This is a genomic window from Streptomyces sp. NPDC054770 (genome assembly GCF_053611985.1).
This window is the reverse complement of sequence record NZ_JBSHBL010000072.1, coordinates 21,939-34,916: the sequence shown is the minus strand read 5'-3', so window position 1 is coordinate 34,916 and position 12,978 is coordinate 21,939. Positions and strand designations below refer to the sequence as shown.

Below are 12,978 nucleotides of genomic sequence, written 5' to 3'. Positions count from 1 at the left end.
CGGCCAGTGTATGCAGACCGTGCGACGGCGCCCTCGACGACCGCGCGGTGCCACGCGGCATGGGTGTGCGGTTTCCCCCGACTGCCCCCGACGGCGATGAACGCGGGCCCCGTTCTCAGCGTCCCTGCAGGTGCGCGGAGCTGGTCCGGGCCGAACCGAGCTTGGCGTAGAGCTTGGTGCCTGGGCAGTCGGTGGCGTACCCGTCCCTGTGGCCGGAGATCACGTTCAGTCGTACGTTCTTCCCCTTTGGGTAGAGATTGCCACCCCCGGACTTCAGATATGTCTTTCCCTTCGGATTGGCACCGAAGAGCCCGAGCTTCCACGCGGTGAGCCTGGCGATGCCGGTCAGGGCGGCCGCGGGCGGCTTGTGCGAGCCGAATGTGCCGATCACCGCGATCCCCATGCTGTGGTTGTTGAAACCGAGGGTGTGGGCGCCTCTGACGGCCTTCGCCACGCCCCCGGCGCGGCCCTCGTAGATGGTTCCGCACTTGTCGACGAGGAAGTTGTAGCCGATGTCCCGCCAGCCCATGCTCACGACGTGGTAGCGGTAGATACTGCGGATGACGGACGGGGCCTGAGAGCAGCGGTAGCCGTTGCCGGAGGCGGTGTGGTGGACGAAGGCCGCCTTGATCTTCCCCGTGTAGACGAACCCCTTCTCGCGCAGCGACTCGTCGGCGCCCCAGCCGTGGCGGGTGACGATCCTCGGGCGCGGTCCGATGTACGGCTTCGCGAGCGGGGCGTCGGCGCCGCTCAGTTCGCGGAGTTCGCGTTCGGTGTCCTCCCGGCTCAGTGCGGGGATCTCGGTGGCGCCGAAGGAGACGAGGCCGGCGTTGACCGCGGCCGCCGTGTCAGGCTCGGTGTCGGCACGGGGGTCGTTGGCCGGCGGGCCCTGGGGCGGGGACTCGGCGCCGGGATCGACGAGTTCGAGGCGCAGGCCCGCGGGGAGCAGGTCGCGTCCGACACCGGGGCCGGTGCCGATGCCGGTGCCCGTGCCGGTGCCGCGCGGGCCGAAGTCGTCGTCGGCTTCGGGTTCGGGTGCGGCCTGGGCTTCGGCTTCGGCTTCGGCGCGTACCCGTACGTCGACTCCGTTCGAGTCGCCCACCCACAGGGGTGCGGTGGCGCCGTGCACCCGGCCGGAGGCGGCCTCCGCCGTGTCCGGGTCGGCACCGTGGTCGGCGTTGTGCGTGTCGACGTCCTGCCAGCCCGACCAGTGGCCGGTGGCGGCGGACCGGGTGCGCACCTGGACCCGGCCGCGCAGTTCGGTTCCGGGGTTGTCCCAGACGACGCCGACGAGTGAGAAGTTCCGTACGTCGGCGCTGTACGCGCCCTGTTCGGGGGCCAGGCCGAGGACGCGTTCGCGGGTGCGGGGGGTGAGGGGCAGCGACTGGGTGCTGCCGGCGAGGGCCGTCGTCGTGGTGGTGGGGCGGCCGGTGGTCGTCGTGGCCCGGTCCGCCGGTGCGGCGGCCGCGGACGGCATGTTCAGCACGGCCGGCGGGAGGGTGAGGGCCGCCGCGCAGGTGACGCCGATCGAGCAAGTCAGGAATCCACGCATGCCCCTGATATTGAACACAGTCAGACAAACATGCCCATAGGGGAATTGACGCTCCGTCGGGTCCGGTTACGCCGAACCGGTGGCCCCGCCGACCGGTGCGGGCAGCGGGCGCGGCGTACGCTTGCGCGGGTGAACGCCACCGATCGCACCCCTGCCGACCTGCTGCGTTCCGCGCTCGCCGCGGATCCAGGACGCCCCCTGGTGACCTTCTACGACGACGCGACGGGCGAACGCGTCGAATTGTCCGTGGCCACCTTGGCCAATTGGGTGGCCAAGACGGCGAATCTGCTGCAGGGCGACCTCGGGGCGGGGCCGGGTGACCGGGTGGCCCTGCTGCTGCCCGCGCACTGGCAGACGGCGGTGTGGTTGCTGGCGTGTTCGTCGGTGGGTGTGATCGCCGACGTGGCCGGGGATCCGGCGGCGGCCGACGTCGTCGTCAGCGGGCCGGACTCGCTTGAAGCGGCCCGGGCGTGCCGGGGCGAGCGGGTCGCTCTCGCGCTGCGGCCGCTGGGCGGGCGGTTTCCGGCGGTGCCGGAGGGGTTCGTGGACTATGCGGTGGAGGTGCCGAGTCAGGGGGACCGGTTCGTTCCCTTCTCGCCCGTGGATCCGGACGAGCCCGCGCTGATCGTGGCGGGGGCGGAGCTGAGCGGGGCCGAGGTGGTGGAGCGGGCGCTCGGGGATGCGGCGGGGCTGGATCTGACCGGGCCGGGGTCGCGGTTGCTGTCGGGGCTGCCGTACGACACGTGGGAGGGGCTGAGCGCGGGGTTGTACGCGCCGCTCGCGGTCGGGGGGTCGGTGGTGCTGTGCCGGCATCTGGGGGAGCTGGGGGAGGAAGGGATCGCGAAGCGGATCGAGAGTGAGCGGGTGACTGCGTCGGCGCGGGGCCGGTGAGGTCGTTCGTCGGCCGCGGGCCGGTGGGGGCCGTTCGCGCAGTTCCCCGCGCCCCCAAGAAGGTGGGACCAGTCACCGCCTGCGGACAAGTGGAGGCCGGTCGCGCCCACGCGGCGGAGCCGCAAATCGGCACAGCCCCGCGCCCCCAAGAAAGGTGGGACCAGCCACCGCCTGCGGACAAGTGGAGGCCGGTCGCGCCCACGCGGCGGAGCCGCAAATCGGCACAGCCCCGCGCCCCCAAGGACAAGCAGGTAGGGCCGCTCACCCGCGTGGAGTAGTTGCCGCCGCCTGCTGCCTCCACTCCAGGCACAGTTGAGGAGTGACCGACGTCGTAGGGGCATCCGCCACCGGGTACGGGCTTGCCCGGTCGCGGCGGCGGCGTTGGCTCCAGGGGGTGGCCCTGGGGGCGGGCGTGCTGCTGGTCGGGGCCGTCGGGGGCGGCTGGGCCCTCTACGCCAAGCTGAGTCACAACATCACCGCCGACGACGCGGCCGCCGCCGAGCTCGCCCGGTACGAGCGGGAGCGGCCCACCGAGCTGGTGCGGGGCGCGCAGAACATCCTGCTCATCGGGTCGGACAGCCGCGCCGGGGACGGGAACCGCCGCTACGGCAAGGATTCGGGCACCCAGCGCTCCGACACCACGATCCTGCTGCACCTCGCCCGGGACCGGCGCAGCGCCACCGCCGTCTCGCTGCCCCGGGACCTGATGGTGCACGTGCCCGGCTGCCTGCGCGGCGACGGGCGGCGCAGCGATCCCTCGTTCACGCTGTTCAACTCGGCCTTCGAGGTGGGGGGTTCGGCCTGCACCGTCCGAACCGTGGAGAAACTCACGGACATCCGCGTCGACCACTACGCCGTCGTCGACTTCAGCGGGTTCAAGGACATGGTCGACGCGATCGACGGGGTGCAGGTGTGCCTGAAGAAGCCCATCGACGACAAGGCCGCCAAGCTGCGGCTGCCCGCCGGGCGGGTCACGCTCGACGGGGAGCAGGCGCTGGGGTACGTACGGGCGCGCAAGTCGCTCGGGGACGGCAGTGACACCGGGCGGATGGACCGGCAGCAGCAGTTCCTGGGCGCGCTCGTCAACAAGGTGCAGAGCAGTGACGTACTGCTGAACCCGGCGAAGCTCTATCCGCTGCTGGACGCGGCGACCTCCGCCCTCACCACCGATCCCGAACTGGCCAGCCTGCGCGGCCTGTACCAACTGGTGCGCGGACTGCGGGACATCCCCACGGACCAGGTGCGGTTCCTCACCGTCCCGCGCGAGCCGTACGTGTACGACTCCAATCGCGACCAGCTCAAGGCGGCCAAGGCGGACGCCCTGTTCGCGCTGTTGCGGGCCGACGCACCCGTGAAGGTCGCCGACTACGCCACCGGCGACAAGGACGATCCCTCCGACGGAAGCTCCACGGAGCCCACGTTTCGCGGTAACACCGCCGCCAAGGACAGGTGCGCGTAAAGCACACGCCAAGGCGGCGAACTTCCCTGCCGCTCGTTGTCAGTTAAATGAGATGGATTGCCCGCTTGTAGGGAGGATGAATTTGTCACTGGCGTCACTCGACGCTGAACTGGGCGGATAGTGTGAGCGCTCCGGTGCACCCGGCCGCGAGGTCCGTCCTGGGGTCGCGCACCGCAAAACGTGACCGAGCGCCTTGGTGGGGGGAAGGCGCCGCGTGGCCCCGACGGAGGATTCGGACAACCGTGGACGCGCAAGGCCGTGGGCGGGCGGACAACATCGACCCCGCAGACCAGTGGGTGCTCAATCCGAACACCGGTGAATACGAACTGCGACTGACACCTTCCGCACCGCAGTCGTCGGTGCCCGGACCGCGCAGACCGGTCTCGCCGGGCCCCGCCGCGGGCGGCACCCGGGAGACCGCGGTCCCGGAGGTGCCGGGGCAGCGCAGAAGGCGTGCCGAGCCCGAGCCGCCGGCCGGGCGCCGCTCGCGGCGGCAGCCGGTGAAGAAGAAGTCGAAGGCCAAGAAGGTCCTGCTGTGGACCGGCGGGACGATGGCCTTCGTGCTGGTCGCCGCCTCGGCCGCCGGCTACCTGTACATCAAGCACCTCAACGACAACATCACGTCCGTCTCCGACGACGGCGCGAGCACCGGTGGTTTCAGCAAGGACAAGGCGATCAACCTGCTGATCATCGGCACCGACAAGCGGACGGGCGCGGGCAACGAGGGCTACGGCGACTCCGGCAGCGTCGGGCACGCCGACACCACGATCCTGCTGCACATCTCCAAGGACCGTTCGAACGCCACCGCGCTGAGCATTCCGCGTGACCTCATCGTCGATGTGCCCGACTGCCAGACGCAGCAGTCGGACGGGAGCGAGAAGGTCATCGCGGGCACCGAGAACGTCCGCTTCAACACCAGCCTCGGCCAGGACGGCCGTACCGCCAGCTGCACGGTGCGCACGGTGACCGAGCTGACCGGGATCCAGGCCGACAACTTCATGGTGGCCGACTTCAACGCGGTCAAGACGCTGACCGACGCGGTCGGCGGGGTCGAGGTGTGCCTGGCCAAGGACATCGACGACTCGGACTCGCACCTGAAGCTGTCCAAGGGCACCCACAACATCTCCGGCGAGACCGCGCTGGCGTTCGTGCGCACCCGGCACTCGGTCGGCTTCGGCGGCGACCTGAGCCGGATCCAGCTCCAACAGCAGTTCCTCAGCGCCCTGATGCGCAAGCTCAGCTCCAACTCGACGCTCACCAGCCCGACCAAGCTGCTCAAGCTGGCCGAGGTCGGCACCAAGGCGCTCACCGTCGACTCCCAGCTGGACAGCATCGGCAAGCTGAAGGACCTCGGTCTGGAGCTCGGCAAGCTCAACCCGAAGAACCTGACCTTCACCACCATCCCGGTGCTGGACAACCCGGCGGAGAAGGTGAAGGCGACCGTCGTGCTCAACGAGACGAAGGCCCCCGCCGTCTTCCAGGCGATCAAGGACGACGTCTCCTTCACCGCCGTCAAGAAGAAGCAGGCGCAGGCCAGCAAGGACGCGGCGGCCGCCCGCCTGGAGGGCAGCAAGTCGGCGGCCTCCGCGGTGCGGGTGCGGATCCTCAACGGCGGGGCCCCGCCCGGCAGCGCCCAGGAGACCCTCAGCTGGCTGCAGAACCAGGAGGGCGTCCTCAAGTCGGAGAACGCCGGCAACGCGGACGCCGCGCTCAGCAAGACCACCCTGGAGTACGCCCCCGACCAGGCCGATCAGGCGCGCGAACTGGCCAGCCTCATGGGGCTGTCCGGCTCGGCGATGAAGCCCGGCAAGAGCGTGGTCAACTCCCAGGGCCTGCCCGCGATCACACTGACCCTGGGCAAGGACTTCCAGGGGGCGGGAGTCTCCCTCACCACTCCGACAAAGGCGCCGGACGTGGACAGCAAGACCACGGCGGACAAGGTGACCTGCGCCAAGTAGGGCGGTGCGACGAAGAGTTACGCCGTACCACCACCAAGTAACCGCGAATAAACAGGTAACCCTATGGGTCCGTCGCGCGTCTAACCGGGCGCGGGGCGGACCCGTGTGGTCCGTGTGGCGTCCGACGGGGGGCGTGGCGGCGGGCCCGTGTGCGCAGGGCGCAGGGTGGGGAGGGCAGGGAGTTGACGCAGAGCGATGTGCGGGGGGAGGAGGTGCCTGCGGTCGAGGACACGATGTCCCTCGCACCGAAGGCATCCCCGGCGCCGGACAGAACCGGCGGCAGACCTCGCAGAGGCGGCCCGAAGGGCGGCGCGAAGGGCGGCTCTGGCGGAAACTCGCCCGGCGGCCCGAACGGCGGCCGGGGCGGCAGAGGCCGGCGCGGCGGACGCGGACGGCGGGTGGTGCGCTGGTCGGCGACCGTGCTGTCGGTGGTGGTCCTCGGTACGGCCGGTGCCGGTTACCTCTACTACCAGCACCTGAACGGCAACATCCACAAGGGCGAGCGCAACAGCGGCGACGACTCCAAGGCGAAGAAGACCGCGCCGAACTCGGCCGGGCAGACCCCCATGAACATCCTGCTGATCGGCTCCGACAGCCGTGACTCCGACGAGAACGTGAAGCTCGGCGGCGCCAAGTACGACCGGGGCAGCCCGCCGCTCGCCGACGTGCAGATGCTGATCCACCTGTCGGCGGACCGGAAGAGCGCGGCGATGGTGAGCATCCCCCGGGACACCCGCGTCGACATCCCCAAGTGCACGGACCCGGACACCGGCAAGGTGTACCCGGCGACCAACACCATCATCAACGAGTCGCTGGCCCGGGGCGGCGCCGGCTGCACGCTGGCCACCTGGGAGAAGCTCACCGGGGTCTACATCGACCACTGGATCACGATCGACTTCGCGGGCGTCGTGAAGATGGCGGACGCCATCGGCGGTGTCGACGTCTGCGTGAAACAGAACGTGTGGGACCGGCCGACGGCCGCGGTGTCCGGCGGCTCCGGGCTCAAGCTGACCGCCGGCACCCACAAGGTGCAGGGCAAGCAGGCCCTGCAGTGGCTGCGCACCCGGCACGCCTGGGGCAGTGACCCGCTGCGGGCCAAGGCCCAGCACATGTACCTCAACTCGATGATCCGCACGCTGAAGGGGCAGAACGTCTTCACCGACACCGGCAGGCTGATGGACCTGGCCGAGGCGGCCACCAAGTCGCTGACGGTCTCCTCGGAGATCGGCACCCCGAAGAAGCTCTACGACCTCGGCATGCAGCTCAAGTCGGTGCCGACGAACCGCATCACGTCGCTCACGATGCCGAACATCCAGGACCCGCAGAACAGGGACCACCTCCTGCCGGACAGCGCCAACGCCGACAAGATGTGGCAGATGCTCCGCGACGACGTGGCGTTCGACAAGAACGGCAGCGCCGCGGAGAACAAGAAGAAGACCACGGCGAGCGCCCAGCCCACCAAGGAGCCGTCCGTCTCCCCGGGCAGCCTCGGCGTGCTGGTGCGGAACGCCACCGGTACCGCCACCGAGGCCGCGGTCGGCGGCCGGGCCCGGGAACTCGCCCAGGTGCTGGGGGGCAAGGGCTACACCAGGGCGGCGGCGGACACCTCGGCGGCGGCGGAGTCGGTGGAGCAGACGGTCGTCCAGTACCCGAGCGCGGACCTGGAGGGCGACGCGCAGGCGGCCGCCAAGTCGCTGGGCATCCCCACGAGCCAGGTGCAGCAGACCACAGCTGTGTCGGGGGTCACGCTCGTCGTCGGCGCCGACTGGCGGGAGGGGACGGCGTACCCGAAGCAGACCGCGCCGAAGGCCGGTGACCTGCCGGACAACGCCGACGCGATCAACGGATCGGACACCAAGCAGTGCATGGACGTGTACGCGCCCTACCGCTGGTAGCGGAAACACACAGGTCCGCACAGGTAGGCACAGGCAACTCCTAAACGCCTGCACGACACTGCCGCCGTGCCCCGGTGCCCAGGTGCCCGGGAGTTCCGGGTGTGGTGGCAGGTGCGAGCGGGAGGGCGGGCAAGGTGGTGCGCAACAGTGTGCGGGGGGAGGTGTCCGACGTGGTGTCCGCGGTCGAGGACACCATGCCTCTCACCCCGCAGGAGGGTGACGGCCGGCAGCGCAGACCCGGCACGGACGGCGACCGCAGGCGCCGCAGACGCCGGGTCGTGCGCTGGTCGGCCTCGGTCCTGGCGCTGGCCATGGCCGGCACCGCCACCGCCGGATACCTGTACTACGAGCACCTCAACCGGAACATCAAGAAGGCGTCCCTGAACATCGGGGACGCCAAGGACCGGGCCACGAAGACCAAGGCGAACGCGGCCGGGCAGACCGCGCTGAACATCCTGCTGATCGGCTCCGACGCCCGGAACACCGCCGAGAACGTGAAGCTGGGCGGTGCCAAGGACATCGGCACCGCCGCCCGCGCCGACGTCCAGATGCTGCTGCACGTCTCCGCCGACCGCACCAACATGTCGGTGGTGTCGATGCCCCGCGACACCCTGGTCTCCATCCCGAAATGCACCGACGCCAAGACCGGCAAGGTCTACGCGGCCACCTCCGACACGATGACCAACGCCTCCCTGGAGCGCGGCGGCCCCGGCTGCACGGTGGCCACCTGGGAGAAGCTCACCGACATCCACATCGACCACTTCATGATGGTCGACTTCTCGGGCGTGGTGTCCATGGCGGACGCGATCGGCGGGGTGCCGGTGTGCGTGGACGCCGACATCTACTCGCACACCTCCACCGGCCACGGCTCCGGCCTGAAGCTCAAGAAGGGCACCACCTCCGTCAAGGGCAAGCAGGCCCTGCAGTGGCTGCGCACCCGCTACGGGTTCGAGGACGGCAGCGACATAGCCCGGACCAAGGCCCAGCACATGTACATGAACTCGATGGTCCGCCAGCTGCGCTCCAACGCCACCCTCAGCAACCCCGACAAGCTCCTGGGGCTCGCCGAGACGGCCACCAAGGCGCTCACGGTCGACACCGGCCTCGGCTCGGTCACCAAGCTCTACGACCTGAGCAAGGAGCTGAAGAAGGTCCCCACGAACCGCATCACCATGACGACGATGCCGTTCGTTTACTCCTCCGACGGCAACCGGGTCCTGCCCAAGCCCACCGACGCGGCCAAGCTGTGGCGGCTGGTCCGCGAGGACATCGCGCTGGACGGCAAGGACAAGAAGAAGACGACGACGGCCACGGCGAAGGTCACCGACAAGGCGGCGGCCGACGACAGGATCGCCGTACAGGTGCAGAACGGCACGAAGAGCGGCGCGGAGTCCGCCGTCACCGGCCGGGCCGCCGCCGTCACGGAGTTGCTCGTCGGCAAGGGCTTCACCAAGTCGGCCGCCGACACCTCGGCGCCGCTGAGCGAGGACGAGACCCTGGTGCGCTATCCGAGCGCGGACCTGGCGGGCGACGCCCAGCGGGTCGCCAAGGCCCTGGGCATCCCGGCCGCCCAGGTGAAGAAGTCCACGGACGTCGACGGCGTCACGGTGGTCGTGGGCGCCGACTGGCGCTCGGGCACCGCGTACACCGCCGACGACGATGACACCACCCCGGCGTCGGCGAACGCCCTCAACGCCTCGGACACCAAGGCGTGCATGCACGTCGACCCGGACTACACCTGGTGACGCCCAAGGGGCCGGTGCTCAGTTCGAGGAGGGGCTGAGCACCGCGGGGCGGCGGGACGCGATGACCCGCTTCGCCAGCGACCTGGGGCTGGTCAGGAAGCCGTACCCCCACGACATGTGCATCGTGGCGAGGGCGACGGGTATCCGGAGCCGCGCCTTGAGCGGCAGCCCCTTGCCGGCCGGAAGGGACCCGGCGACGATCGCCGCGAGGTAGCCGCCGGGCACGACGAACCCGAACGGGGTGACCAGCGCCCCCACCACGACCCCCGCGGCTATCGCGCACACCGCCGCCGGCGGGGCGAGGTAGCGCAGGTTGATGGAGCCCTCGTGGTAGCGGGCCACGACGTGCCGCCAACGGCCGTAGTCCTTGTACTGCTTGGCGAGCGCCTTCACGCTCGGCCGCGGCCGGTACGACACCTTCAGCTCCGGCGAGAACCAGATCAGCCCGCCGGCCTCGCGGATCCGGAAGTTCAGCTCCCAGTCCTGGGCGCGGATGAACTCCTCGTTGTAGCCGCCCTGCTGCTCCAGCGCCTCGCGCCGGAACACACCGAGGTAGACCGTCTCGGCGGGCCCGGCCGTGCCGCCGGTGTGGAAGGCGGCGTTCCCGACGCCGATCTTCGAGGTCATGGCCGCCGCGACCGCGTGCTCCCAGTCGTTCTCGCCCTCGGCGTGCATGATGCCGCCGACGTTCATCGCGCCGGTCTCCTCCAGGAGCCGTACCGCGGTGGCGATGTAGTTCGGGGAGAGCATGCCGTGGCCGTCGACGCGGACCACGATCGGATGCCGGGAGGCCTTGATCGCCGCGTTCAGCGCGGCCGGGGTGCGCCCGGTCGGGTTCGGGACGGTGTGGACACGCGCGTCTTCGGCCACGAGCTGTGCGGCGATCTCGTCCGTGCGGTCCTTGGACGGACCGAGGGCGATGACGACCTCCAGCTCGCCGGCGTACTCCTGCGCGAGGATCGCTTGGACGGCCCCGCGCAGGTGCCGCTCCTCGTCGAGGACGGGCATGATCACAGAAACTGCGGGGTGCCGCACGTCGGGCTTGGCGTTCATAGGGGGCTCACGTTACCGCGAACGGGGGACAGCGGTGCGCGCCGCCTGGGCGGTGCCGCGGGCTGAAGGTCGTATCGGCCTACCGTGCTCACGGATCCCACGTACGGCCTCGTCCGGAGGTGTCCTTTGTCCGCCAGCCCGCCCCGGTCCCCCGCCCGGCCCGCCCCGCCGCAGCGCCGACCGCAGCCCACCCGTCAGGCCCCGCGGCCGCCGGTACGACCCAGAAGGCCCCGGCGGCCGCGCTGGGCCATGCGGGCCGTGACCACACTCTCGGTGGTGGTGCTGGCGTCGGCCGGGATCGGGCACTCGGTGATGGCCGGCCTGGACGCGGACATCGCCCGCGTCGACCCCTTCAAGGACATGAAGAACCGTCCCGCCGCCGGCCACGGCATGAACGTGCTGCTGGTCGGCACCGACGGCCGCGACAAGATCACCGAGCGGGAGCGGCGGAAATACCGGCTGGGCGGGGCGCCCTGCCACTGCACCGACACGATCATGATCGTGCACATCTCGGCGGACCGGGAGCGGGCGACGGTGGTCAGCCTGCCGCGCGACTCGTACGCCGAGGTCCCCGCGCACGTCGACGAGACGACGCACCGCCCGCACCCCGCGCACCCCATCAAGCTGAACGCGGCCTACGCGGAGGGCGGCCCGCAGCTGACCGTCCGCACGGTCGAGGACATGACCCATCTGAAGATCGACCACTACCTGGAGGTCGACTTCATCACGTTCATGCGGACCGTCGACGTGCTCGGCGGGGTGCAGGTCTGCACCGCACAGCCGCTGAAGGACTCCTACACGGGCCTGAACCTCGCCCCCGGCACGCACACCCTGGGCGGCGGCCAGGCCCTCCAGTACGTCCGCTCCCGGCACGTCGACGCGGCGAGCGACCTGGGCCGGATGAAGCGGCAGCAGCGGTTCCTGGCGGCGCTGATCGAGCGGGCGACGTCGAGCGGGGTGCTGCTCAACCCGATCAAGTTCCGGGACGTGACGCGGGCGGTGCTGGGGTCGGTACGGGCCGACACCGGTTTCGGCACGGACGAGCTGCTGGACCTCGGCCGGGCGATGCGCACCTTCTCGCCGTCCTCGTCGGAGTTCACGACCGTCCCCATCGGTCAGCTGGCGTATCCCGTGAAGGGCATCGGCTCGACGCTGAAGTGGGACCGGGCCGGGTCGGACCGGCTGTTCCGGTCCCTGCGCGAGGACAAGCCGCTCGCACCGCCCCCGCATGCGCCTGGGCCTGCGGCCTCGCCGAAGCCGAAGGGGACGCCGCCGGCGACGGTGGAGGTGGCGCCGGAGCGGATCCGGGTCCAGGTGGAGAACGGCACGGGTACGGCGGGGCTGGCGCGGCGGATGGACGCGGTGCTGGCGGCGGCGGGCTTCGCGACGAACCACCAGCCGGTGACGGCGGCCCGGCACGACGTGAAGCGGACGGTGATCTCCTTCGACCCGCGCTGGGACCGCTCGGCCCGGTCACTGGCGGCGGCCCTGCCGGGCAGCGAGCTGCGGGCCGTGCCGGGGCAGGGGCCGGTACTGCGGGTGACGACCGGGGCGGACTTCAAGGGGGCGGTCCGGAAGGTGCGGGTGGACGAGCCGGCGCCGCAGGGCGAGGCTGCCGTCATTCGGGGGGACGAGAAGGTGTGCTGAGGGCCGGTGGCCGGGTGCGGGCCGGTGGGGGTTGCTCGCGCCCACGCGGCGGAGCCGCATATCAGATACAGCCCCGCGCCCCTAAAAGACAGGGACGCCCCCTGCTTCTTTCAGGGGCGCGGGGAACTGCGCGAGCAACCACGACGGCGCCGCAGCCGACGACGCACCGCCCCCTCCTAGTCCACGTACCCTTCGGCCACCCTGCGCTCGCGCAGCTCCCTGATCTCCCGGCGCCTCGCCAGCCGGTGCGTGCGCCTGATCTGGGCCTCCTGGTAGCGCCGGCGGTCCCGGTCGGTCTCCGGCAGGACCGGCGGCACCCGGCGCGGCTTGCCGTCCGCGTCCACCGCCGCGAAGACCAGGTAGGCCGAGCCGACCTGGGTGGCCGGGTTCGACTCGTTCCAGCGCTCGGCGAGGACCCGCACCCCCACCTCCATCGACGTCCGGCCGGTCCAGTTGACCTGGGCCTTGACATGGACCAGGTCGCCGACGCGGACCGGCTCCAGGAACGCCATCTCGTCCATGGACGCGGTGACGGCGGGACCGCCCGAGTGCCGGCCGGCGACCGCGCCCGCCGCGTCGTCCACGAGCTTCATGATCACACCGCCGTGCACCGTCCCGAGGAGGTTGGTGTCGCTGTGGGTCATGATGTGGCTCAGCGTGGTCCGGGACGCGGACGTCGGCTTGCCGGGTATATCGGATTCCGCCTCGGGGGCCTGGTCTGTCATGGCCCCCACCTTATGCGGAAGCGACAATCGCGGAATTTGTGTCGGCTTCGCAA

At 70.8% G+C, this 12,978-nt stretch carries 9 protein-coding genes; 6 read left to right on the top strand and 3 right to left on the bottom strand.

Annotation, left to right across the window (positions count from 1 at the left end; all coding sequences use genetic code 11):
* Window positions 1–115: 115 nt before the first annotated feature.
* Entirely contained in the window at window positions 116–1,552 is a 1,437-nt protein-coding gene (locus ACWGKQ_RS40745; RefSeq protein WP_453297114.1) for a peptidoglycan recognition protein family protein, read from the bottom strand.
* Window positions 1,553–1,681: 129 nt separating this feature from the next.
* Here ACWGKQ_RS40745 and ACWGKQ_RS40740 point away from each other — a divergent pair, with 129 nt between their 5' ends.
* The 5 genes from ACWGKQ_RS40740 (at window position 1,682) to ACWGKQ_RS40720 (ending at window position 9,500) form a co-directional block, all read left to right on the top strand.
* On the top strand, window positions 1,682–2,443 hold the full coding sequence (locus ACWGKQ_RS40740) for a TIGR03089 family protein (RefSeq protein ID WP_453297113.1): 762 nt from the start codon (window positions 1,682–1,684) through the stop codon (window positions 2,441–2,443).
* 319 nt (window positions 2,444–2,762) lie between these two features.
* The gene (locus ACWGKQ_RS40735; protein WP_453297112.1) at window positions 2,763–3,902 is read left to right on the top strand and encodes an LCP family protein; all 1,140 of its coding nucleotides are present in this window, start codon (window positions 2,763–2,765) and stop codon (window positions 3,900–3,902) included.
* Between the two features lie 242 nt (window positions 3,903–4,144).
* Window positions 4,145–5,860, top strand: a complete 1,716-nt coding sequence (locus ACWGKQ_RS40730; RefSeq protein ID WP_453297111.1) for an LCP family protein — start codon at window positions 4,145–4,147, stop codon at window positions 5,858–5,860.
* Window positions 5,861–6,042: 182 nt separating this feature from the next.
* The gene (locus tag ACWGKQ_RS40725; protein WP_453297110.1) at window positions 6,043–7,755 is read left to right on the top strand and encodes an LCP family protein; all 1,713 of its coding nucleotides are present in this window, start codon (window positions 6,043–6,045) and stop codon (window positions 7,753–7,755) included.
* A 134-nt stretch (window positions 7,756–7,889) separates the two neighbouring features.
* Complete coding sequence (locus ACWGKQ_RS40720; RefSeq protein ID WP_453297109.1) at window positions 7,890–9,500, top strand: LCP family protein; 1,611 nt, start codon at window positions 7,890–7,892, stop codon at window positions 9,498–9,500.
* Between the two features lie 18 nt (window positions 9,501–9,518).
* On the opposite strand, the gene ACWGKQ_RS40715 is transcribed toward ACWGKQ_RS40720, so the two are convergent.
* Window positions 9,519–10,553, bottom strand: coding sequence for a glycosyltransferase family 2 protein (locus ACWGKQ_RS40715; protein WP_453297108.1), 1,035 nt, complete (start codon window positions 10,551–10,553; stop codon window positions 9,519–9,521).
* A 126-nt stretch (window positions 10,554–10,679) separates the two neighbouring features.
* Here ACWGKQ_RS40715 and ACWGKQ_RS40710 point away from each other — a divergent pair, with 126 nt between their 5' ends.
* Complete coding sequence (locus ACWGKQ_RS40710; protein WP_453297107.1) at window positions 10,680–12,200, top strand: LCP family protein; 1,521 nt, start codon at window positions 10,680–10,682, stop codon at window positions 12,198–12,200.
* Window positions 12,201–12,376: 176 nt separating this feature from the next.
* Here ACWGKQ_RS40710 and ACWGKQ_RS40705 read toward each other — a convergent pair whose 3' ends face one another.
* The gene (locus tag ACWGKQ_RS40705; protein WP_453297106.1) at window positions 12,377–12,925 is read right to left on the bottom strand and encodes an acyl-CoA thioesterase; all 549 of its coding nucleotides are present in this window, start codon (window positions 12,923–12,925) and stop codon (window positions 12,377–12,379) included.
* Window positions 12,926–12,978 lie beyond the last annotated feature (53 nt).